23 protein-coding genes and 2 pseudogenes are annotated in these 23,966 nt (G+C 34.8%); 13 read left to right on the plus strand and 12 right to left on the minus strand.

Going from position 1 to position 23,966, the window contains the following annotated elements; all coding sequences use genetic code 11:
- Nucleotides 1-152 precede the first annotated feature (152 nt).
- Together J2786_RS06610 and J2786_RS06615 are read right to left on the minus strand one after the other, a co-directional pair.
- Nucleotides 153-347, minus strand: a complete 195-nt coding sequence (locus tag J2786_RS06610) for a cold-shock protein (protein WP_047430072.1) — start codon at nt 345-347, stop codon at nt 153-155.
- A 50-nt stretch (nt 348-397) separates the two neighbouring features.
- Nucleotides 398-1,516, minus strand: a pseudogene (locus tag J2786_RS06615) (DEAD/DEAH box helicase).
- A gap of 435 nt (nt 1,517-1,951) precedes the next feature.
- Here J2786_RS06615 and J2786_RS06620 point away from each other — a divergent pair.
- Nucleotides 1,952-2,899: a beta-1,6-N-acetylglucosaminyltransferase gene (locus J2786_RS06620; RefSeq protein ID WP_047430069.1), complete on the plus strand. Its 948-nt coding sequence runs from the start codon at nt 1,952-1,954 to the stop codon at nt 2,897-2,899.
- 27 nt (nt 2,900-2,926) lie between these two features.
- Here J2786_RS06620 and J2786_RS06625 read toward each other — a convergent pair.
- Nucleotides 2,927-3,307 (minus strand): annotated as a pseudogene (locus tag J2786_RS06625) (alpha/beta hydrolase); the annotation flags it as partial.
- A gap of 89 nt (nt 3,308-3,396) precedes the next feature.
- On the minus strand, nt 3,397-4,281 hold the full coding sequence (locus J2786_RS06630) for a helix-turn-helix domain-containing protein (protein WP_226798642.1): 885 nt from the start codon (nt 4,279-4,281) through the stop codon (nt 3,397-3,399).
- Nucleotides 4,282-5,118: 837 nt separating this feature from the next.
- Here J2786_RS06630 and J2786_RS06635 point away from each other — a divergent pair.
- The 3 genes from J2786_RS06635 to J2786_RS06645 all read left to right on the plus strand — a co-directional run bounded on the left by J2786_RS06635 (nt 5,119) and on the right by J2786_RS06645 (nt 6,031).
- Complete coding sequence (locus J2786_RS06635) at nt 5,119-5,271, plus strand: TraQ conjugal transfer family protein (protein ID WP_226798643.1); 153 nt, start codon at nt 5,119-5,121, stop codon at nt 5,269-5,271.
- 196 nt (nt 5,272-5,467) lie between these two features.
- On the plus strand, nt 5,468-5,743 hold the full coding sequence (locus J2786_RS06640; protein WP_047430063.1) for a helix-turn-helix domain-containing protein: 276 nt from the start codon (nt 5,468-5,470) through the stop codon (nt 5,741-5,743).
- 3 nt (nt 5,744-5,746) lie between these two features.
- The gene (locus J2786_RS06645) at nt 5,747-6,031 is read left to right on the plus strand and encodes a helix-turn-helix domain-containing protein (RefSeq protein WP_047430060.1); all 285 of its coding nucleotides are present in this window, start codon (nt 5,747-5,749) and stop codon (nt 6,029-6,031) included.
- Nucleotides 6,032-6,045: 14 nt separating this feature from the next.
- On the opposite strand, the gene J2786_RS06650 is transcribed toward J2786_RS06645, so the two are convergent.
- Nucleotides 6,046-7,290, minus strand: coding sequence for a site-specific integrase (locus J2786_RS06650; protein WP_047430057.1), 1,245 nt, complete (start codon nt 7,288-7,290; stop codon nt 6,046-6,048).
- Between the two features lie 319 nt (nt 7,291-7,609).
- On the opposite strand from J2786_RS06650, the gene J2786_RS06655 reads away from it, so the two are divergent.
- Nucleotides 7,610-8,113 (plus strand): hypothetical protein, encoded by a 504-nt coding sequence (locus tag J2786_RS06655; RefSeq protein ID WP_047430054.1) that lies wholly within the window; start codon nt 7,610-7,612, stop codon nt 8,111-8,113.
- Between the two features lie 50 nt (nt 8,114-8,163).
- On the opposite strand, the gene J2786_RS06660 is transcribed toward J2786_RS06655, so the two are convergent.
- Nucleotides 8,164-9,192 carry a threonine aldolase family protein gene (locus tag J2786_RS06660; protein WP_310024364.1) on the minus strand — a complete coding sequence of 343 codons (1,029 nt, stop codon included), beginning with the start codon at nt 9,190-9,192 and terminating at the stop codon, nt 8,164-8,166.
- 85 nt (nt 9,193-9,277) lie between these two features.
- Here J2786_RS06660 and J2786_RS06665 point away from each other — a divergent pair, with 85 nt between their 5' ends.
- A complete protein-coding gene (locus J2786_RS06665) occupies nt 9,278-9,931 on the plus strand; it encodes a metal-dependent transcriptional regulator (RefSeq protein ID WP_047430050.1) in 654 nt (217 codons plus the stop codon).
- Nucleotides 9,932-10,619: 688 nt separating this feature from the next.
- Nucleotides 10,620-11,348, plus strand: coding sequence for an IND family subclass B1 metallo-beta-lactamase (gene blaIND / locus J2786_RS06670; protein WP_047430047.1), 729 nt, complete (start codon nt 10,620-10,622; stop codon nt 11,346-11,348).
- A 52-nt stretch (nt 11,349-11,400) separates the two neighbouring features.
- Here blaIND and J2786_RS06675 read toward each other — a convergent pair whose 3' ends face one another.
- From J2786_RS06675 to J2786_RS06690, 4 genes are all read right to left on the minus strand, one after another.
- Nucleotides 11,401-12,576: an aminotransferase class V-fold PLP-dependent enzyme gene (locus tag J2786_RS06675; RefSeq protein ID WP_047430044.1), complete on the minus strand. Its 1,176-nt coding sequence runs from the start codon at nt 12,574-12,576 to the stop codon at nt 11,401-11,403.
- 100 nt (nt 12,577-12,676) lie between these two features.
- Complete coding sequence (locus J2786_RS06680) at nt 12,677-13,816, minus strand: hypothetical protein (protein ID WP_034697821.1); 1,140 nt, start codon at nt 13,814-13,816, stop codon at nt 12,677-12,679.
- 25 nt (nt 13,817-13,841) lie between these two features.
- On the minus strand, nt 13,842-14,744 hold the full coding sequence (locus J2786_RS06685) for a TssN family type VI secretion system protein (protein ID WP_047430037.1): 903 nt from the start codon (nt 14,742-14,744) through the stop codon (nt 13,842-13,844).
- A gap of 54 nt (nt 14,745-14,798) precedes the next feature.
- Nucleotides 14,799-15,740, minus strand: coding sequence for a type VI secretion system baseplate subunit TssG (locus J2786_RS06690; RefSeq protein ID WP_047430034.1), 942 nt, complete (start codon nt 15,738-15,740; stop codon nt 14,799-14,801).
- 444 nt (nt 15,741-16,184) lie between these two features.
- On the opposite strand from J2786_RS06690, the gene J2786_RS06695 reads away from it, so the two are divergent.
- From J2786_RS06695 to J2786_RS06720, 6 genes are all read left to right on the plus strand, one after another.
- On the plus strand, nt 16,185-16,976 hold the full coding sequence (locus J2786_RS06695) for a S1/P1 nuclease (protein ID WP_047430031.1): 792 nt from the start codon (nt 16,185-16,187) through the stop codon (nt 16,974-16,976).
- A 363-nt stretch (nt 16,977-17,339) separates the two neighbouring features.
- Nucleotides 17,340-18,206, plus strand: coding sequence for a sigma-70 family RNA polymerase sigma factor (locus J2786_RS06700; protein WP_002979276.1), 867 nt, complete (start codon nt 17,340-17,342; stop codon nt 18,204-18,206).
- A gap of 187 nt (nt 18,207-18,393) precedes the next feature.
- A complete protein-coding gene (locus J2786_RS06705; protein ID WP_047430028.1) occupies nt 18,394-19,002 on the plus strand; it encodes a hypothetical protein in 609 nt (202 codons plus the stop codon).
- A gap of 13 nt (nt 19,003-19,015) precedes the next feature.
- Nucleotides 19,016-19,516 (plus strand): GNAT family N-acetyltransferase, encoded by a 501-nt coding sequence (locus J2786_RS06710; protein ID WP_047430025.1) that lies wholly within the window; start codon nt 19,016-19,018, stop codon nt 19,514-19,516.
- Between the two features lie 54 nt (nt 19,517-19,570).
- Nucleotides 19,571-20,689, plus strand: coding sequence for an FAD-dependent monooxygenase (locus J2786_RS06715; protein WP_047430021.1), 1,119 nt, complete (start codon nt 19,571-19,573; stop codon nt 20,687-20,689).
- A gap of 72 nt (nt 20,690-20,761) precedes the next feature.
- Nucleotides 20,762-22,792, plus strand: a complete 2,031-nt coding sequence (locus J2786_RS06720) for an alpha/beta fold hydrolase (protein ID WP_310024369.1) — start codon at nt 20,762-20,764, stop codon at nt 22,790-22,792.
- Between the two features lie 64 nt (nt 22,793-22,856).
- On the opposite strand, the gene J2786_RS06725 is transcribed toward J2786_RS06720, so the two are convergent.
- Together J2786_RS06725 and J2786_RS06730 are read right to left on the minus strand one after the other, a co-directional pair.
- Nucleotides 22,857-23,309 carry a heme-binding domain-containing protein gene (locus tag J2786_RS06725; RefSeq protein ID WP_310024371.1) on the minus strand — a complete coding sequence of 151 codons (453 nt, stop codon included), beginning with the start codon at nt 23,307-23,309 and terminating at the stop codon, nt 22,857-22,859.
- 26 nt (nt 23,310-23,335) lie between these two features.
- Nucleotides 23,336-23,959: a DUF3347 domain-containing protein gene (locus J2786_RS06730; protein WP_310024374.1), complete on the minus strand. Its 624-nt coding sequence runs from the start codon at nt 23,957-23,959 to the stop codon at nt 23,336-23,338.
- Nucleotides 23,960-23,966: the final 7 nt, after the last annotated feature.

A 23,966-nucleotide genomic window follows, 5' to 3' on the forward strand; every position in this document is an offset into this window, starting at 1 on the left:
AAAATAAAAAGTAATTAAACTTACACCAATGTTCTTTCAAACAATATACTCAAACTCCGAAGGTTACTGGACTTTGAATTGTAAAAAAATAAAAAATATAATACTGAAATTGAAAATAATGTCTATTTCAAACAGATGATATTAAAGATTAATTACGCCAATTTTACGTTGACAGCATTTAAGCCCTTGTCGCTCTTTTGTACATCAAAAACGACTTTATCATTTTCACGAATTGCACTTACGCTCAATCCTGAAGAATGTACAAATATGTCCTTACTTCCATCTGCTGGAGTAATAAATCCGAAGCCTTTTGCTTCATTGAAAAATTTTACGGTGCCTTGTTGCATTGTAATTATTATTAAAAATTGAATAGTATGTTCTGTAAACGCTACAGACTTTATTTATAAAATGATCTGACCGGTACTGTAAATCCGAGCAGTTTTTGAATATTTTTAAGATCTAATCGCTCATCGGTATCGCAAAATGAAATAGCAGTACCTTCCATTCCTGCCCTTCCGGTTCTACCGATCCGGTGGACATAAGTTTCCGGGATATTGGGAAGCTCGTAGTTCACTACATGAGGAAGATCATCAATATCAATTCCTCTAGCTGTTATATCTGTAGCTATCAACACTTTAATCTTACTGTTTTTGAAATCATCAAGAGCATTCTGTCTTGCCATCTGAGATTTGTTTCCATGAATTGCTGCAGCAAAAATCCCTACCCTTCCAATTGCTGTACAAGCTTATTGGCAACATGTTTAGTACGGGTAAAAACCAGTGAACGCATTATATGTTCATTTTGCAATAAATCAATTAGTAAACCTGTTTTTATCTTTTTTTTCCACAAAATAGACGGATTGTTTCACCGTTTGTGCCGTTGAAGATACTGGATTTACAGTAACCTCTACAGGATTATTCAGAATTGTTTCTGCAATTTTTTTTATCCATGCGGGCATTGTAGCTGAAAAAAACAAGGTCTGTCTCTTCTGAGGAATTAGCCTCAAAATTTTTTTGACATCATTGACAAATCCCATATCCAACATTCTGTCTGCTTCATCCAAAACTAATATTTCTATTTTAGAAAGATCAATATGTCTTTGATTGGCCAAATCCAGTAATCTGCCTGGTGTAGCCACCAGAATATCTACTCTTTTTCTAAGGGCGGCAAGCTGATTTCCTGCTGCAACTCCTCCATAAATAGAAAACTGTGATAAAGGTAAATATTTGCTGTAAACAGCAAAATTCTCTTCAATCTGTATTGCCAGCTCACGAGTCGGTGTAAGTATTAATGTCCTTATTTCTTTATGTTCAGGAGTATATTTTTTTAACAGCTGCAGGATAGGCATTGCAAAAGCTGCCGTTTTCCCCGTTCCTGTCTGGGCACATCCTATAATATCTTTTCCGGCAAGAATATGCGGTATAGCGGAATACTGTATTTCAGTTGGCTTGGAATATCCTGACTCTGTTACAGCACGGATTATTGGATTAATTAAATTTAAACTTTTAAAACTCATCATAATTTACAGATTTCCCGATATTTTGTAAGCAAATTCACTTTTCAGAATTTGAATTGGTGTACGACAGGATGAGTTAAGAACTTCTTTTCTCATCACTTTCACTTGCTTAGCTTAATATAAATCAAATAATTATCATTGATAAGCCTGCAATAACGCATCATTCTAAGATGAAAAAATTTATATAGCATTTCACATTAGAAACCCGATTGATAATTGGGTGGCTGAAAAAGCAAAGACTGAAAGAAAAAATTGTGAGTTTAAACTATTACAGAATAGCAAAGGCAGAAACCTGTTTTATAAATGCTTTGCAAATGTACAATAAAACAATTAAACTACAGTCAATTTAATTAACTGATTATCAAAAATATATTCGTAAATTACACGCATAAACTGAATTGTTTGCCTGTGCGGATGATTTTAAATTTCACTCCTATGCAAACGTCACTTCCCATAACTCTTCCCCATTCCCAAACTTCCGACCTACATTCTGCTTCGCAGGTGAGGATTGCTTATTTTATTATGATCCATCATAAACCTGATGTATTTAAAGAAATGTTTCAGAAGATTTATACAAGGGATCAATTTTATCTTATTCATATTGATCGGAAGGCAAAAGCAGAATTTACAGAAGAAATACAATTATATTTAATACACTTTCCCAATGTATATATTTTGGAAAGTATAAATATTGTAGCTGGAGGGTTTAGCATGATTAAGGCTGAACTTAATGCAATGGAATACCTTTTGAATGTTAGTAATGACTGGAATTATTTTATCAATCTAAGCGGTGAAGATTCCCCCCTTAAGTCACAAAATACTATACGTAAATTTCTTACAGTCAATAATGGAAGAAATTATATTTTTTATTATGATCAGAAGTTTTACAGGCCAGATACTCTTCAAAGAATACAAAATCACTTTACAGAGCTAACCCACAAAATCTCTTCATTAATATATAAAAGAGATTTTATGAAGGGTGTTATCCCTTATATTGGTGGAAAATGGTTTATTTTTACAAGAGAAACCTGTGTTTTCTTGACCAATAATAAGAGGGTAATGGATTTTGAAGACTACTATCTCCATACTCTTTTACCAGCCGAATCATTTTTTCAGACGGTTCTTCTCAATACCGTATTTAATGATATTATCGTAAATGACGATAAAAGAGCAGTTATTGAAAAAAGTTTTTTTAATAAAGACCAATATGCTGATAATTTCATCGAAACTCTAAAATCTTCCAATTATCTTTTTATCAGAAAAGTAAATAATAAAACAAATAAAAATATTCTAAAATACATAAGTGAAAGTTATCAGCTTCCTTTGTTGGAAATTGATGAGATAGAACGGGAACTTAGGAGAAATAGCAATCAGAATAATTAATTAAAATTATCAGAATTTGTAAACAAATGCAATATCTCTTGGCTCACCTCCACTTTCGCCGGTATAAGAAGGATCAAAAGCAATAACGGCACCCCTCCTTTCCACCATTTGATTGGCATATAAACCTGAAGATTGTTCTTTCACCGCACCAAACGGTCCACTGATTGCCAACGCTGCCAATTTTTCGTTCCCAGAGTTTTTGGGAAGGTATAAATCTCCTGAAAGAGTGATTCCGTAACGATTTTTGAAAGTAACCGATTTTCGGATTACTTTATCGCTGAGTTGAAAAGTATAATGTTCATTTTGTTCTGCTGCATTCATTTTTCTTTGATATAATTTTTTATTCTGTGCGAATACCTGTCCGATGAAAAGAAAGGACAAAGCCAACACTGTTGTTGCTATTTTCATATCTGAATTTTGTTTAAAAATTACTGATACAAAATTATAAACAGCGGAGTGCTACCAGTTAATGATAATCAAACCAAAAATTAAGAAATTCAAACCTCGGTCAAACGAAATGCTTTTGGATTGGCACCTGTTTGTTTTTTAAAGAAATTATTAAAATACGTCGGATAATCGAATCCGAGAGCGAAAGCCATTTCTGAAATATTCCAATCGGTGTGCTGCAACAATGCTTTTGCTTCTGTAAGAATACGTTCTGTGATATGCGCTGTCGTAGATTTTCCGGTAACTTCCTTTATGGTACGATTGAGATAATTGACGTGAACATTTAGATTCTTTGCAAAATCCTGAGCTGATTTCAGTTGCAGAGATTGGTGTGTAGTTTCAATAGGAAATTGTCTTTCTAACAGTTCTAGAAAAACTGATGATAATCTTGATGCCGCATTCTTATTCTGGTCGAAATCTTCTGCAGGTTCCAGCTTTAAAGATTCGTGAATGATAAGACTTATGTAGTTGCGTATCAGCTCATCCTTATAAACATAATCGCTTTCCTGTTCTGCAATTATCTTTTGAAAAATGGTATTAAGAAATTGTCTTTGCTCTTCGGTAATTTTCAGAACAGGAGTTCCACCGATTTTAAAGAAAGATGACTGCTGTAAACTTTCAGAGCGTTCAGAATTCTTAAAAAATTCCTCGGAAAAAAGAATGGTATATCCTTTATAAGTCGTAGAAATTGTTTCCCAGGAATATGGAATATGTGGGTTTCCGAAAAAAAGCACCGTTCCCTCCTGCTCAAAACTTTTATCGGAATAATGAATTTTACTTTTCCCGGTCGTAAGGCAGATTTTATAGAATTCTTTTCTGCTGTACACACGGGTTTCGTTTCCGTCCTGCTCAATTTGAAACGCACGGAAACCTTTTAATTTTAACTCAGTATTAAACTCCGAAACAGCTCTTTTTATCTTTTTCTCATTTTTCAAAGTTAAGAAAATCAAACTACACATATAAGTATTAAAAATGTAATTTACTATAGCCTAATGTTTCGTAAACTTCAGCAAAGGAATAAAAGACAATCGAAGCTAACTAAAGACCAATAACGTCAATCACCATTTTTTTAAATGCTTAAAATTATATTGCAAGTAGTTTAAAGTGTATGAAAATTACCTGTTAAAAATGAGCTTTGTAAGTCTTTTTTTATTTGGCTCAACCGAATCAAATCATCTATAAAAGTGTTTGAAGATACGCTCTTTGAGGTCACATCACAGGATTATTTAATTCTACAATTCTTTCCAAATCCTCAACCAAATGTTTCGATACCTCTTCGGGTATGGGTACAAGACCAACACAGCCAAATTAAGGCTTATTATTCCATTGCTGATTTCTAATAGTTTAAAAAATTAAATTGCATTAGAAAAAAGCTAAAATAACTTGTTTGATAAAATTGGGATTAGTAATTGATTTTTAATTTGACTTAATCGAATCAAATCATCTATAAAAGTGTTTGAAGATACGCTCGTCTTGGTCACAAGACCGACATTTGAAGATTTCACTCTCTTATGTCCGTTTTTTCATTCTATAATCCCTGCTTTCAAACGTTTCCCGACTTTGGAGCAAGTTTAAAGGAAATGATCTGTTCTAATTATCAGAAAGGATAAGGACAGTCATCATATTTTGCAGTTCTCCGAGTAATATTTTATAAAAGGTAATATTTATATAAATTTTGGTATTAAAACAGCTTATCCCCAAATCAAAATATTAATATATACTTTCTATCCGCAATAAATCTTCTTTAAAAAAATTCGAGAAATCATCCGTTGGTGCTCCAAAAAAGCAATTTGCGGTTCTTTAATAATCCGACTATGCAGCCAAATGATCTATATCCATTGCATGAAAAAGAATTCAGACTGTATTACACTTCCGAATCAACGGTTTCAAAAAATGTGATATTGGTTATAAAAAATGACCAGTAGATCATTCAAACTGCCACAAAAGATTTACTAAGATTTTATTGTAAATATTTTCCTAACTATTTTTTGAGAAATCTGCTTATTTGTAACGGCTTATAGAATACTTAAATGAGCCATTCACTACCTATTACTGCAATTGAAAGACAGTTTGAAGACTTATGTTCAGCAGTCCCATAGCTTCATAATTCAAAATTGAATTATGGAATTTATACTCATAGAAAAGAATGCCTACGAAGCCTTGAATAAAGAAATTGAGGGGCTTAACAAATTACTTTCAGAAATAGCTGCACCATATCAATCCACCTATAGTAAAAACAGGTGGCTGGATAATCAGGAGGTATGTCAGCTTTTGAATATTAGTAAAAGAAGCCTACAAAATTATAAGCAAAAAGGCCTATTGCCCTGCACCTGCATCAGTCGGAAAAATTATTTTAAATATAATGATGTAATCGCATTAGTTCAATCAAAAAATTAAAGGATGCAATCTATAAAAAACGCTACCGAAGAAATTTTATCCTGGCTTAAAGATTTGAATGCTATTAAAAAACATATTAAGCAGATAAGCCGATATTTACGACCGTCCCATCAGGAAGAAAAATATTTAACCGGCGATGAAGTATGTCGCTTGCTTCATATCAGCAGGCGCACACTTCAACAATACCGGGACGATCGCATATTACCTTTTGTACAAATTCAGGGAAAAATATTGTACAAGGAATTAGATATTTTGAACCTGTTGGAAAATAATTACAAAGCAAAATGATATACCAAAAAATCTTATGAATTAAAAGCAGCTTCTAGCTCCTTAAATTTATGAGATACTTCTTCCATATCCCGACCCACCTTCTCATTAAGGATTTTAGCATAGATCTGGGTAGTAGCTATGTTTTTATGCCCCATCATCTTACTAAGACTTTCCAGTGGCACACCTTCGCTTAAAAATAAAGTAGCAAAGGTATGCCGTGCTATATGAAAGGATATTTTTTTTCCTTTAAGGCATTCTACTTCCCTTGCAAGCTTTTTAAGACTAAGATTACATTGATAGTTGCCTACCAGAGTAAAAAGAAGACTGTTCTTTGCAGTACCTTCATACTTTGCAATAATCTTTTTAGGAATATCGAGCAATAAAATATTTGAGGATATTGTTGTTTTTTTACGCCGTAGAATGATCCATATATTGCCATCAAAAAATTCACGTATATGTGTCTTATCCAATCTTTTAATATCGCTGTAAGACAGTCCGGTAAAGCAACTAAATAAGAACATATCTTTTATGTACTCAATATTTTTTTTCATAGGTTGATATTCGATAAGCGCTTCCAGTTCTTTTTTCATAAGATAACCTCTGTCCTTATCCTTACGAATATTGCTATACTCAACAAAAGGATTATCATAAAGTAACTTTCGGCTGATGGCCAGCTTTACGATCGTTCTTAATGAAACCATATATGCCCATATTGTGTTGTGACAGTTATTTTTTTCATTACGCATATAATAATCGAAATCCTGCACAAAAGCACAGTTGATTTCCTTTAAGGGGATATCATTTTTGGCATAATTGAACATAATAAAACCGGCTAAATTATTACGAAGTATGGAATATGTAGAACAAGTAGCTTTTGATCGGGTACCACTAGCTACTTTCTTTTTAAAGTCCACGATAAAATTATCCATAAATTGCAACAGTGTAAATTCGTTACTATCCAAACCAAGAAAAGTATTTTTCAGTTTTTCAGTAGATACAGTATGATCCTTATCCAAAATCCTAGAATAACACTGCTCTATACGGACTCTTATTTTATCCAGTCTTTGATTTGTTTCCACTGCATCCCTACTTTTACCATTTACCCTTCCATATTTTAAATCCCACTGTTGTGGATTAATTTCCAACTTAGTGCTAAACTGAGAGATATTGCCATTAATGGTTAATCTCGCCATAATAGCTACCGCACCATTTTTCTTAGGTGCGTTTTTTTTTAGGTAAAATAGTAACTTAAAAGTTGACCTTTTTGTAGTTTCCATAACTCAATGTTTTGATATTTAAAATTAAATTCAATTGAGTTACGAGGCAATATGAAATACAATGCAAAATTCAGAATTACAACCAATTACATATTTAGCCCTAAAAGAACATAGGTAATGATTTGGTAACCTGATTTTTCAGTTGGACTTCTTTAAGTAGCTTTTCACTGCACCATTTCAATTTTATCATTCTCCTAAAATCCTTTATTCATGCAGGTCTTCACCTTTTTTTACGTTTTTCTTAGAGTTCATTACTTTTAATATACAAATACTATTATTATTTTAGCAGAATAGAAATTTGATTTTAACAATTAAGGATATGAAAAAATTAATCTTATTGGGCGCTGTATCAGCTTTTTTAATCAACTGTAATAAGAAAACTGAAGCACCGGCTCCCAAAGTGGAAGCAGATACCATTGCTGTGGAAGAACCTGTAATAGATACTCTTGGGCCAAAATCGTTCTGTTATATCGGGGCTACAGGAAAAGACAGTGTTTTTGCTTCTATTGATGACAATTTAGGAACAATCACCGGAAAATTATCTTATAAAAACAGCGAAAAAGACAGTTCAAAAGGAGATGTAACAGGTTTCAAATCCGGAGATACCCTGAAGCTAACTTATGAATTCAGCTCTGAAGGTAAAAAAAGCAAAAGAGATATCTACTTCCTGCAGAAAGATAATACTTTAACGGAAGGTATTGGTGATCACAAAGAAGAGGACGGACAAACCAAATATGCTGACGAGAAAAAAATCAGCTATAAAGACGGACAGAAGCTAACGCCTGCAGACTGTAAAATAGTCAGCGAAGCTTTGAAAAAGTAATCCATTATAAAACAAAAACAGCCTTTTTTCCAAGGCTGTTTTTTTTATTGCTAATTCTGTTCGATTATTTCAATAAAACGGTTCACAGCTTCATCATCTGTACTCCATGAAGTAATAAGACGAATGGCTGAAAAATTTTCATCTACTTTTTTCCAGACATAAAACTCAAAATTCTCAGACAGTATCTCTATAAGCTGGTTATTGAGAATAGGAAAAATCTGGTTGGTATAGGTATCTGAAAGAAATGCAGCTCCTTTTTGCTGCAAAGCTTTTTTAATTTTCATTGCCTGCTGATTGGCATGTTGTGCCAGTTCAAAATACAGATTATCCTTCATCAGCTCTAAAAACTGAATTCCCAACAGTCTTCCTTTCGCCAATAATGCTCCTTTCTGTTTGATATTAAAAGCAAAATCTTCCTGTAATACAGGATTATTTATCACAATCGCTTCTCCAATTAAAGCTCCGTTTTTAGTTCCTCCAAGATAAAAAACATCAGTAAGAGCAGCTACTTTTTCCAAGGTAAGATCGCTGATTTCAGCTGTCAGCCCATGCCCAAGTCTTGCCCCATCCATAAACAGATATAATTTATTTTCCTTACAAAATGCAGAGAGTTCTTCCAGTTCTTTTGCCTGGTAGATTGTTCCCAGCTCTGTAGAATTGGAAATATAAACCAATTTGGGCATTACCTGATGCGGTACATTACGATGTCCTTCTAAAATCGGGATAATATCTGACGGTTTTAATTTACCATCTGCCGTTTCAATGCTTAATACTTTATGACCTGTGGCCTCAATAGCTCCTGTTTCATTATTCAGAATATGTCCGGGTGCTGCGGAAATAACACATTGATAAGGTTTTAAGATCGCTGAAATAACAATTAAGTTAGCCTGCGTTCCCCCTGAAACTAAAAAAACTTCCGAATCCGGATTGTTGATTTTTTCTTTAATTAATGCTTTCGCTTTTAATGAATACTCATCTTCTCCATAGCCAGCCTGCTGTACAAGATTATACTGTGAAAGTGCCTGTAAGATATTGGGATGGCAGCCTTCAGAATAATCGTTTTTGAATGAAAATTTCATAGAGTAAAAGTAAAAAAAGTTAAAATAACAAGAGTCAACTTTTCGTTTTATTTTGTTAGATTTGTACTGAAAATCATCTAACATTTTGAAAACAACCCTAACAGAAGAGAATTACCTGAAAGCTTTGTTTCATTTAGTTGACAATGAAGGAAAGGTTACGATTAATGAACTCAGCAAATTTTTAAATGTCAAAATGCCGAGTGTCAATAATATGATGAAGAAATTTGCAGAGAAAAAGTGGGTCATTTATGAAACCTACAAGCCCCTGATCGTTACAGAAAGCGGGAGACGTGAAGCAGCCCTTGTTGTTCGTAAACACCGACTTACCGAAATGTTCCTGGTAAAAAAGATGAATTTCGGCTGGGAAAACGTTCATGAGATTGCAGAACAGCTTGAGCATGTGCATTCTCAAATCTTTTTTGAGAAAATGGACGAAATCCTGGATCATCCTAAATTCGATCCTCACGGAGAACCTATTCCTGATAAAGATGGCAATATTATTGCTCAGGATCTGCAAAAATTAAGCAATTGCGAACCGGGAGAAAATGTAACTTTTGCCTCTGTTACCCTTTCCGATGATGCTTTCCTGACCTACTTGAATGACAGGAAATTACTGCTCAATACAAAGGTAAAAATTATAAAAATAGAAAGTTTTGACAAATCAATGACGATAGAAATTGAAGGCAAAACAGAAATTTTAAGCAAAAAAGCTACTGAAAAAATACTGGTTAAGAAATAGTCTTAACGAATTCCATCATAAACCTAACAGGTTTTGAAAACCTGTTAGGTTTAATATTGAGAAGTTAAAATCATTAAAAAGCATTTAAAAAACAAAATATAGTTTGGATGAACCATTCCGATTGTTAAGCTCCACGCATTTGTCTTAATACTCTTAACAACTTAATATAATCTTAATGGTTTAAAAATATCTGATTTTAATTTTGTGAAAAAATAAACCTCACAGGTTTTTGAAACCTGTGAGGTTTGCTTTAATTCATCAAAAAATTTAAACCATTAAGGAAGATTTAAGAAATAAAGTATAGTTAAGATAAATCATTCTGATTTTAAGCTTACAGCGAAACTTTACTTACTACTCAATCCCAAATAAACCTAACAGGTTTTAAAAATCATTAAAACTAAAAACGTAAACCTTGAAAGAATAAACCTAACAGGTTTTTAAAACCTGTTAGGTTTGACACTTAAAAAATTAAACATTAAGAAGCACTTAACAACTTAATAATCTTAATGATTTTAAAAATATTGATTTTAGTTTTTAAGCTATTAAAGATTTTTTCGATACTGTTAAAAAACGGTTAAACTCTTCTTCTCTCAATACCCGAAAATTTATTTTTAGTTAGGTTTGCAAAACAATCTACAGACTTTGTCTTTTCTGACAAATACATACATTAATTATTACTCAAAAAATTATGAAAAAAAGCATTCCGTTTTTTATTATTTCGATGTTGCTAAGCCCATTGGGAAATGCTCAAACCACTCAGGTAAGAGATTTTGTAATTGAGCCACAGATTCAACCTAATTTTTATATTTACAAGACTTTTGGAGTATTCGGAGGAAAGGAATATTCTACCAATGCAGTGTATCTGGTAACTAAAAAAGGAGTTGTTTTATTTGATGTTCCATGGCAGAAAACACAATATCAAAGTTTGATGGATACCATTCAGAAACGCCATAACGTTCCTGTGATTGCAGTGTTTGCTACCCATTCGCATGAAGACAGAGCCGGAGATTTAAGCTTTTATAATAAAAAAGGAATTAAAACTTACGCTACGGCAAAAACCAATGAACTGTTAAAGAAAGAAGGAAAAGCTACTTCTACCGAACTTATCAAAACAGGAAAACCTTACCGTATTGGTGGTGAAGAATTTGTAGTTGACTTTCTTGGTGAAGGGCACACAGCCGACAATGTTGTGGTATGGTTCCCGAAATATAAAATTCTTGATGGGGGCTGTCTTGTAAAAAGTAATGCTGCAGTTGATCTTGGCTACACCGGAGAGGCTAATGTTGCAGAATGGCCGAAAACCATGACAAAGCTGAAAAACAAATATTCACAGGCAACTTTGATTATCCCCGGACACGATGAATGGAAAGGAGGCGGACATGTAGAACATACTCTTGATCTTTTGAACAAAAAATAAATATGAAGCGCCCTGGCGAATGCCAGGGCGCTTCATATTTAAAACCACCATTTTAATGGCGGATATTTTCTAAAAGTTGTGATACTTTTTCAATTTCTTCCATCGTATTGAAATAATGGGGAGATAACCGGATCGCGTGGTCTACATTTTTAGAGGTAAAATCAATTAAAGCATCTTCTCTGCGGTTTTCCTTAAAAAACACCTTATGATCACTCAAAGCCTTATGAATTTTTTCTACATTTCCATCTGGCTGGCAGAAAGTGACAATACTGCTTAATCTATTTCCTTTATCCAGCACTCTGAAATCATTATTCTGCAGATTAATTCTTAAAGTATCTGCCAACTTCCGGTTGTAGCTCTCAATCTGATCCATTCCAATGGCATTAGCATAGCTCAAAGCTTCTGCAAATCCCACCAAAGCAGCATAAGGTCTTTCAAAAAGCTCAAATATTTTGGCTGTGTCATGAACCTGATAATCATCAAATGCGGTCCATTTAGCTCCCAGACTATCCAAATATAAAGGATACATTTTCCGGTTTAAGGCTTTATCTGAAACATATAAAAATCCTGTTCCCCTCGGTCCGCGCATAAATTTCCTTCCGGTTGCCGTGAGAAAATCACAATGGATGTTTTCTACATCCACCACGATCTGTCCCACAGACTGACAGGCATCCACAAGATACAGAACATCATACTGTTTACATAACTTTCCCACTCCTTCCACATTCTGAATTAAACCGGAATTGGTAGGAATATGAGTAACAGCAATTAATTTAGGATTATGTTTTTTAATTAATCTTTCAAAATCTTCAAGATCCAATTCATGGTCAGGAAGATTCGCAACCCTGATGATTTCAATATGATATCTTTTCTGCAAAGAAATAAAAGCAATCTGATTGGATATATAATCATCATTAGTGGTAATGATACAGTCGCCTTCTTTAAAAGAAATGCTGGACAGAGCTTTTGCATAGCCATCTGTAGAACTGCCTGCAAATGCAATATTGGAAGGCTTTGTATTAATCAGTTTTGCCGTCTCTTCATAAAACTGATTGATGAGACCTGCGTTTTGTACTGCCGCCGCATAGCCTCCAAATTCCTGTTCTTCATACAAAAACTTAATGGTAGCATCCACAACGGTTTTTGGCATCAATGATGCGCCTGCACTGTTTAAAAATATTTTATCCGAACATCCCGGAGTATCTTTTCTTATAACCTCTGAATTCATTTTTATCTATCCTTACAACAAATTTACTTTTAATTTTTCCTAAATACCCCCATAAAAAATCCCGAATTTTCATCCGGGACTCTATTTTTAATCAGTGATTTTAATCTAAAACACTCCAACCTCTTTTTGGGTTTGTATTCGTGGATACTTCCTGCTCATTAACGATGATATTTTCTTTTCTCTGGCCGATATAATCAAGCTCACTCAGTTTAGAGAAGATAATTTCAAGGCTTCTCAACATCTGTTGAATATAAAGCAATGGTTCACCACAATTATGGTGGTCATAATTCGTTTCTGCTACAATAGAAAGCTGGTTCAGTAAAGTATGAGGCGCAATTTCGCTCCACTCCAAGCTGTAGTTCAGCATTTCTTCCAGTTCTGCAGGAACAAGAAGCTGGGTTGAATTGTATAAATGAAGCGCCAGTCTTGCAAAAGATTCAATTAAAAATACAGGTGGCTGCCAAGGCGTAATATTTCTGAACTGGAAATACATATCTCCAAAAGTATTCACCATGGTAGTACACAAGAACTTAACATTTTGTGCTAAAGCTGTATTCTGATTTTTGTGAGATGCTTTCTGAATAATTTTAAAAGCATACTGCTGAAGATTTCCAATAGACTTCGCATAGCTGCTGTAATAATCTACCAAAGCCGGATGACTCTGTACAGAAGTACAAGGCGGAATAAAGTTGGAATCTACCTGTGCAATATTTCCTTTTAAATCTACCTTACCGATAATAAGATAATTTCCTCCTGAATAGCTGCTGTTCAAAGATGTTACAGGAAGCAGTTCAATATGATGATTCGGCTGTGCACTTGGGTGTCGTGGCGGAATTTCCTCAGGATCAATATCTCCGAAAGGTACTTTATCAAAAGGATTTACAGAGATCAAAATATAATATTCTCCATCGGCCTGCTCTTCATTCATAGATTTCGCCAATGATTTTACGCTGATTCTTCTGTCTGTCAGTTCAATACGGTATCCTGCCATTGTAACCGCGCTGCAACGCTTGATGACCAGCTGTACATCATTGGTTGCGGTATTGTGAACGTCAAAAATAGTACGGTCTGTAAATTCATTGGAAATAGGCAGAAGTCCGTAGTTATATGTAGTAATTCCAAGGGAATTGGAATCTCTGATGGTATCAATTAAGAAATTATCCTGATCATTAAGGTGTCTCTGGGAAACTTTCATCCCATCCACCCAATTGATGGCAAAATGTTTAATAGGCTGTATCATGTTTAATACTTTTTAATTTTTGTGTTTATGATTTTCTTGTGACTCCCTCCTCTTCATGCTGAATAACTCTCTTACAAATCACCACTTCATTTTCAGAAATGTTGTTTGTCGTAATGTCGTGGTCGAAATCTATATATTTTCTAAAACTGAAAAACGATTTTTTTGTGTAGAAAATCCAGTAATACGGCTCATTTCCTTCGTCTGAAAGATGGATAATTGAACCCGGATTTTTATGGTTATAATCATCTACTACCCTGTAGAACCAATCTCCGAATGTAACTCCTGTAGGAAGTGTTTTCGCTTTAATTCTGAATCGGTTGGTATCTTCTAATTTTTTGCTCAGTTCAACATTCAGGACCATTAATCTGTCAAAATCTGCTCCCTCAAAATCTGGAAGTTTCTGATCAGGAGAATATCTCCATGTTTTATAAATATCAAAAGGAATACTGATAAACTGAATATAGCAGTAATAAAAAACCATGGGAACCACAAAGATCACCATACTTGTTGCTGCCATTACAGCATATCCTGTGCCTTTGCTCATCCAGTTGAAGATCAGTGTGAAAAGATATCCACCCAAAGCGATACATGTCAGTGAAAGGATAGATTCAAACAGAATGCTCATTGCCAGAGAATCGATATGCTTTTTGAAATATTTATGCAGCAGATTCACATGAATAATCCCAAAAATAAGGTAAATCACCTGTGCAATAAGATACCAGTACGGATTAAAAAGATTTCCCGCAAACCCGAAAACACCCGGGATAGCCAGACATAAGCTGCAAAGGAGTACGTATATAATAATTACTTTAATTTTGATCGCAGGTTTATTTCTCCTGATTACACCGAGTATAACCATCATAATAATTGCGATTAAAGGCATTAAGATATACCTTAAAAAAATACCTTTTACTGAAGAAATTTCCATTTGTTTCTTTTCGAATTTATACTTTGTTGGTAGTTGTAAATATAATAAAATAATTTAGAGGAATGTAGAGTATCCAAGGCGGCTGGCATTTCTTTCATCGTCCTCAAGGCTGAATGAATATTCCTCCTTTTCTGTGACAAAATTCTCCTCCACATCCACTGTTACGGGAAGAAAATAATCATAAAGAGCCTGAAGCACATTTCTGAACGGACTTCCCTGAATATACTTCTTCATATCTCCATAAGGAATGGGACCAATGTTCACCACCCAGTTTCGCTGCCCGTCCATATGAGGCCCGCTTGGAATATAGGTGACTCCCAGTCTTGAATTTCCAAGTAACATGGAGTTATCATTTTTCTCAATCCCGTCAATAATATTAGGTGAAAAACTTACTTTTACCGGTACCTGCAGAAAAGCAGTCATACATCTTTCAAACCATCTCTTGTCTCCTCTGATCTGATGAAAAAACGGCAAAATATGCATAAAAATATAGGCACTCTGCTTGTCCAGCATTTTTATCATAGGCCAAAGTTCACTTACTGTTTCCAGTAAAGAGTCTGTACTGCTGGTGATATCAAATTCTGATTCTTTAAGTAAAGCACTGATTTCCGTAAAAAAAACTTCCAGCTCAAATGGACGGAAAAACTTACGGGCATCATCCTCTACCCTTTTCTGTTTCCGGATTTCCCTTACCACAGTATCTACATTCTTTCTGGAAGCTCCAAGAGACGGCGGATGAAATAAACCTTCCGGAAGATAGTCGTAAATACCTTCCCTGTAAGTCTCTATAGTAAAAACTTCCTCGTCAAATCCTAAATAACTGCTTGAAATACTTTTAATATCTTTCAGGTAAGCACGGTCGTTCACACCTACACGCTCAATGAAGATATTGCTTACCGCACGATGGTATTTCAAGAGGTTTACAGCCACAGCTTCAGCCTTAAAGTCTGTCTGCAGCTTATTGTAATGCATATCTACAATATTATTCTCATACATAGTGTTTCCTCTGATTATGACTTGTAAAGATAATATATCTCATAAGTTTGAAAAAATATTTTTACAATAATTTTATCCTAAAAATAATAATTTATTGACATTAATAGGAATAATTTTCTACAAATTCCGTGAAAATACGGTAAATAGCCTATTTATTTGCTTTTCTGAATTTAAAATTACCTATTCAGAATCAATTGATTAATGGTTTTTTAATTAAGGTTTAAAATTTAAAGCTTAAGGTTCTGATTTGGATTTTAAATTGTTCTTCTTTATGTTCTATCCTACCTTCATTACCAAAAAAATTCAAACTGCCCAACCTACTATAACTGCTTCTTTTATGTAAATTAAATTTTATTAACATCATCATACGGAATAAATTCAGGATAATGCATGCTCATTCCGAAAGTGGGCCGTATCTTTGCAGACTGAAAATTGTTATTTAAAATGAAAAGTATTTATTCTAAAATTCTGATTTTAGCATTCATGGCCTCTTCACTTTATTCTTATGCGTGGGGATTAACGGGACACAGAGTGATTGCAGACATTGCACAAAACCACCTTTCCCGCAAAGCAAGAAGAGAAATTAAAAAGATCATGGGAAAAGAGCGTCTGGCTTACTGGGCGAACTGGCCGGATTTTATCAAATCTGATACCACAGGTACCTGGAAGCAGGCTTCATCATGGCATTATGTAAACATTGATCCGATGACCGACTTTAAAGCTTTTGAACAAAATTTAAAAGCACAGGCAGGACCAAGCCTCTATACTCAGGTAAACACATTGTCCAGCCAGATCAAAGACAAAAACACTTCTGAAAAAGACAGAAAAATTGCTTTAATTTTCCTTATCCATATTATGGGAGACCTTGCTCAGCCATTACACGTAGGAAGAGCTGAAGATTTGGGTGGAAATAAAATCAATGTTACCTATTTCGGGGAAAAAACTAATTTACACTCTGTTTGGGATGGAAAATTAGTAGATTCTCAAAAATACAGTTACACTGAATATTCTAAACTTCTAGATATCAAATCTAAAGAGGAAGTAGCACAGATCCAGTCCGGAACACTGGAAGACTGGTTGTACGATTCTCATAAAATCGCCAACAAGATCTATGCACAGACTCCAAACGATTCTAAATTGTCTTACGACTATCAGTATAAGTTCAATGAAACGATGGAAAGACAGCTTCTATACGGAGGATTGAGACTGGCAAAAGTATTAAACGAGCTTTTCTAGTTGCGGGTTACGGTTTTCAGGTTTGCGGGTACTCAATATAACCTGAAATAGTACTTTTAGATATAAAAACGGGACTTCGGTTTCGTTTTTTTTGTTTAAAATTTAAAGTTTAAGGTTTAAGGTTTAAGGTTTAGTAAAATTATAAAGTTTTGTAAATGAATTTATTATTTTAGAATTTATAATTATTTTTTAAATTATAAACCAAAACACACAACAATCTAGTTATCAATTATTTAATCTATTATTAAAAAATCACTAATACATTTTATAGTATATTTTGTATAAAAAATATTGAATCCAGTGTAACCTTTTTACCTTTTCATACGTATATATTATAGTAACTCTTTTTTGAGGAAAAAATAAATGAGACAATTAAAAATCACTAAGCAGGTTACCAACAGGGAAACTGCTTCATTAGACAAGTATTTGCAGGAAATTGGTAAAGTGGAACTGATTACTGCGGACGAGGAAGTAGAATTGGCACAAAGAATACGTGCAGGCGACAGAGCCGCACTTGAGAAACTAATCAAAGCCAACCTTCGTTTCGTAGTATCTGTATCTAAGCAATACCAAAATCAAGGTCTTTCTTTACCCGATTTGATCAATGAAGGTAACTTAGGATTAATGAAAGCGGCAAAAAGGTACGATGAAACTAGAGGTTTCAAATTTATCTCTTATGCAGTATGGTGGATCCGTCAATCAATCTTACAGGCATTGGCTGAGCAGTCAAGAATTGTAAGACTACCATTGAACAAGATTGGATCTATCAACAAAATCAATAAAGCATACGCTCACCTTGAGCAGGAAAATGAAAGACCACCTTCTCCGGAAGAATTGGCTGAAGTTCTTGACATGAGCGAGGAAGATATTAAAGAATCAATGAAAAACTCCGGAAGACATCTGTCTATGGATGCACCTTTAGTAGAAGGTGAAGATTCTAATCTTTATGATGTATTACGTTCAGGAGAATCTCCAAGTCCTGATAAAGATCTGATGCTTGAATCTCTGCAAATCGAGATTGAAAGAGCATTGAATACTTTGACGCCAAGAGAGGCTGACTTAGTAAGATTGTACTTCGGACTGAACGGAAAACACCCAATGACTTTAGAGGAAATTGGTGAAACTTTCGATCTTACAAGAGAGAGAGTTCGTCAGATCAAAGAAAAAGCAATTAAGAGACTAAAACACAATACCAGAAGCAAGATCCTTAAATCTTACCTGGGTAAATAATTTTAGCGTAAAAAATTTTATAGGCGGAGTCTGGTTTCAGGCTCCGTTTTTTTTATGGATGTAACATTTTTCAAAGTTTGTTCAACTAATTAAAATCATATCCTTTAATCACTTGTATTAGAATTGAAATGAGTAATTTTAGTTGCTTTGGATATGATGCTGATTTTCAATCCAAACAAAACATACTATGAAAAAAATACTTTTCGCTTCTGCTGTAGTTCTTTCTTTACTTTCCTGCAGTGAAAATAAATCGCGGCAAGCTCCTACCGTAGAAAATGCAGTTGATAATGCTGAATCTTCAGTTTCTGGAGCTATTAAAAAAAATACCAGATACTCCTCACGTGAAGGAAACCTCGTTCATGAAATCTATCAGGAGCTGATAAAAAATGACAAGGCTTTACAGGATCTTGACAAAAGAATAACGATTATTAATCAGGAAACAGAGGATGCAATGACCGAATATGATGATGTTATTCAAAAATCAGAAATATACTATAATGATGCAACGGCACTATCAAATTCGGTAACCGATTCTGTCACAAAGAAACAGATTGAAAAAGAGATAAAAACCAGTTCTGAAAAATATGACATAAAAACACAAACTATCCGGGACCTCATCGCTAAAATAAAAGCAAACAGAACAAAAGTTCATGATCAATACGTTGTATTCAAAATCAGAAAAACGCTTCCCGAAATTGAAAAATACCAGAATGCGCATCCTCTGAAAACAGATAGCCTCAATCAATTCATCAATAAACAGAATAAACTGTTGGAAGAACTGAAAAATCTAAAATAAAAACCATCACCTCATGAAATATACTACTCAATGGCTTACCGATAAAAGCCGCGTGAAAGAACTCGTAGACTTTTTTATTACCCACAAAACAGATTCTTATATTTCCCATGGCGAAATGATGTCCGGCAGAGCGATAGATTCACACCACTGGAATCCGGATCTTGAACTGATTCTTACCGAACAGCTGATTACTGATTTTAATTCTGATGGCAGCTCCAAACTGAATATTCTGATTGCAGAAAATGAAAACGGGGAAATTGTCGGCATGATGGTTTTTAATGTGATCAACAGTCCTTTTAAAAAATATGCCATTCTGGAAGATATGCTTCTTGATCAGTCTGTAAGAGGTCAGTCACTGGGAAGTAAACTTCTGGAGAAAGCCATCCATGAATCTAAAAACTGGAATATCAGCTTTATTTTACTGGAAAGCGGAGTCAACAATCATGGTGCTCATAATTTTTTCAGCAAGTATGGTTTTAAAAAGGTATCGGAAAGTTATATTTTAAGTTTATAAATTAAATACGGTACAAAGTAGTTTTTGTCTTTGCGTTTTCAAAAAACAAATCTTATGAACTCTATTTCAATCATTGGAGCCGGAATCGGAGGATTGACCCTCGGAAATGTACTGAAACAGCATCAGTATGATTTCACAATTTATGAGTCCGCTCCCGAAATAAAACCTGTAGGAGCGGGAATTATGATGGCCGTGAATGCGATGCAGGTTTTTGACCACCTGGGTTTAAAAGAAAGGATTGAAAAAGCAGGTAATAAAATTCACAGGATTGTTATCGCTAATGAATCTTTACAAACAATCTCCAAAACCGAAATCCTTGAACTGGAAACGCATTACAATTCCTGCAATGTTGCGATTCACCGGGCCGAACTTCAAAAGATTTTGGCTGAAAACCTTCCTTCTGATTGTATCCGATTAAATCATTCACTGCAGACAATAAGAAAAAAGGAACACTATATTTTAGATTTTGACAATGGAAACCAGATTGAAAGCACAATCGTTTTTGGTGCAGACGGTATAAAATCTCCTATCCGTAATCAGATCCTGAAAACCGGTACCATACGAAATTCAGGGCAAAAATGCTGGCGTGGTCTGGTAGATTTTGATCTGCCGGAAAAATACCATCAGGAAGCTTTTGAAATGTGGGGCAAAGGAAAACGTTTTGGTTTTGTAAAAATTTCTGAAAAAAAGGTTTATTGGTATGCATGTATCAATGAAAAGAGTTTCAGCAGTGAGGCATCGCTTACAGATATTTTTAAAGATTTTGATTCCCTGGTTTTACAACTTATTGAAGCCACTGAAAACGAAAATATTATTTGTAATATCATTGCCGACCTCGCTCCTATTCCCAAATGGTATTCTGAAAATCTATGCCTGATTGGAGATGCTGCTCATGCTACAACTCCCAATATGGGACAAGGTGCCTGCCAGGCTATTGAGGATGCTTATATTATTGGAAAACTGCTGGAAAAAAAACAGAATTTTAATGCAGTTTTTGAAGCGTTTCAAAATGTCAGAAGAAAAAAGGTGGATTATATTGTCAACACCAGCCGTACCATTGGAAAGTTTTCTCAATGGGAAAAAGGAAATTCATTCCGTAATTTTCTGATGGGCTTGATTCCGGAAAGCATGAATCAGAAAATGGCAAAAAAAATAATAGAACTGGAAATGTAGATTATGATGATAAGAAAAGATACAGTTTAAAAATCATAAACAATTTATTAATAACAACTAAAAATTAACAACATGAAAAAAATCTTTTATGTATTGCTCCTGCTCATAGGAGTTCATACGGCACGAGCACAGGAGGTCCCGGTACTGGACAGAGGTTTATTTTTTGGTAACCCGGAGATTTCCGGCGGGCAGCTAAGCCCGGATGGAAAATGGATTTCCTTTACAAAAGAATATGGAGGAATTATGAATATCTGGGTAAAAAAAATTGACGAACCTTTTGATAAAGCACGCCCACTTACAGACAGCAAACGCCCGCTGAATGGCTACTTCTGGTCAGAAGACGGAAAATATATCCTGTATGTAAAAGATAATAACGGAGATGAAAACATGAATATTTTTGCGGTTGATCCTATGGCGAAAGTAGCAAAAGGAGTTCCGGAATCCCGAAATATAACGCCGCTTAAGGATGTAACTGCTCAGATTTATATGGTGAGCAGAAAAGATCCCGATCTATTCATGATTGGATTGAATAACCGTGATAAAGCTTGGCACGACTTGTATTCATTGAAAATTTCTACAGGTGAACTGAAAAAGATTTTTGAAAATAAAGACCGCATCACCAGCTATGATTTTGACTGGGATGAAAAATTAAGGGTTCTGTCAAAAACTGATGATAAAGGAACCACCCAATATTTTTATAAAGAAGGTGATAAACTGACTCCTATTTACGAAACACTGGTAACGGAAAGTGCTTATATCTCCAACTGGAACGAGGATAATTCCAAATTTTATCTTGTAACCAATAAAGGAGATCTTGATAAATCGGCATTATTCCTGATGGATCCTAAGACAAAACAGATCACAAAAGTAGAAAGTGATCCTAAAGATAAAGTAGACTTTGGAGGGCTGTTTCTGGACAGAAATACAAGAAAGATGATTAACACCTCGTACACCGGAGATAAAACGGAGTATTACTGGAAAGATAAAACATGGGAAGCTAACTACAAATTTCTGCAAAGCAAATTTCCCGGAAGAGAGGTGGCTTTTTCAAGCTCAACCAATGACTATTCTAAGTTTCTGGTTTCTGTAGGAGGAGATAAATATGCTTCTGAGGCGTATTTCTTCGATGCAAAGACAAAAGAGTTAATTTTTCAATATACACCCAGAACAGAATTGAAAAAGGTTGAAAAATATCTGGCTGCAATGACTCCTATCAGCTATAAAAGCAGTGACGGACTTGAAATTCCGGCATATCTGACTTTACCTGTAGGATCAAGCGGTAAAAATGTTCCTGTAGTGGTACTGGTTCACGGAGGTCCGAAAGGTCCAAGAGATTATTGGGGATACAATTCAACCGTACAATTTTTAGCCAACAGAGGATATGCGGTATTACAACCCAACTTCAGAGCGAGTGGCGGATACGGTAAAAAGTTCCAGAACGGCGGAGATCTTCAGTGGGGAAAACTAATGCAGGATGATATCACCTGGGGTGTAAAATACCTGATTGATCAGGGAATTGCAGACAAAAATAAAGTAGTAATTATGGGAGGAAGTTATGGTGGATATGCAACACTCGCAGGTTTAGCCTTCACTCCTGATGTATATGCTGCCGGAGTAGATATTGTAGGGCCAAGCAACCTCTTTACTTTATTGGATTCTGTCCCTGCTTACTGGGAAGCTGCACGTGCTTTCCTTTACGGAATGGTGGGTGATCCTAAAACTGAAGAGGGTAAAAAACGTATGCATGATGCCAGTCCGTTATTCAGTGTAGATAAGATCAACAAGCCATTACTGATTGTTCAGGGAGCGAATGATCCAAGGGTAAAACAGGCTGAGGCGGATCAAATTGTCATTGCACTGCGTGATAAAGGGAAAAAAGTAAATTATATCTTAGCCGATGATGAAGGGCACGGATTCCGTAAACCTGTAAACAGCATGGCAATGTACGCTGAAACAGAGAAATTTCTAGCTGAAGTAATCGGAGGAAGATATCAGAAAGAAATGCCTGATAAGGTGGCAAAACGTCTGAAGGAAATGACGGTGGATATTTCAAAAGTGACCTATACACCAAAAAGCGAAAAAACTGCAGGAGCCTCTAAATAAAGTTCCGGTATTAAATTAAATAAAGCTATCTCACTTGCACGAGATGGCTTTTGTTTTTAAGTTCTTATTTTTCATTTTCAGCCTGCGTCAGCTCTATCCAGCGAACTATTTCTTCTATCTGTTTTTCGGAAAGTTGCGCTTCCGGATGAAGATAAGTATAAGAAGTAAGCGGCATTTTTTTCTGCTTTATTTGATTCACAATAGATTCTAATTTATTAGTCTGTTTACGACGGCTGTAGCTCCCCCATTCATTAAAATTCAATTCTTCTTTTCCTTTTTTAATATGCTTTTCAAGATAATAACTTAAAGGTTGTATATAAGAATAAAATGGATAATGAGTAGAATTGCTGTGACAGTCGTAGCAGGAATTTCTAAGAACAGACTGCACATTCTCAGGAAGTTTGTAAACCTTTGAGATATCTGTAGAAGGAACCTGCCCGTAATCAATATTACGGGCAGGCTGAATAATCTGAATAAGTAAAAAAATTAGAACAAACCCTAGCAATATGTTTTTCATGTGTCGGTTCATCTCTTTTTACTGTTTTAAAATACTTTTTTTATAGATCCGCAGTTAATCATTTTCTGTCCTTCATATGGATTAATAATCTCTTCCGACTCACTGATCCAGGTCCCACCTTTTCCATTATTGTACATTGGACAGAAGTCCTGGTATAATTTTAATCCGCCAGTTCCCTTCTCTTTTATTAAATCATTTATATCATTACTCAGAGATAACAGATGTTCTCTCTGATGAGCTATATCATCAGATTTTCCTATATGTTCTGCATTTTCTGCTGCACTTTCTACAATATCACGCAACTCAGAATTGTTTTTTGCATCTGTTTTACTGATATCTATTTTCTTTAATATAGAAAACAGACTTTTAGCCGCATCGGAAGCTTTTTTAGAATCATCCTGAGCCAGGGCATTTTTTAGAGGAAGGTAACCTTTGATAATTTGCTGAATCGGAAAAGCTGAAAGCTCGCCGGTTTCTTTTTTACTTTCTTCCGGGTTTTCTTTTACCTCCTGATTTGAAATTTCTGCAGGTTCGGTTTTACCCGTCATTTTAATTTCAGGTTCTGCTTTCTTCTCAGATATTTTACTGTCGGGTTTATTACAAGAGTATAATGTAGCTCCCACAAACAGTACGGTTATTATATTTTTCATTGTTTCT

Source organism: Chryseobacterium vietnamense (assembly GCF_031454475.1).
GTDB classification, from domain to species: domain Bacteria; phylum Bacteroidota; class Bacteroidia; order Flavobacteriales; family Weeksellaceae; genus Chryseobacterium; species Chryseobacterium vietnamense.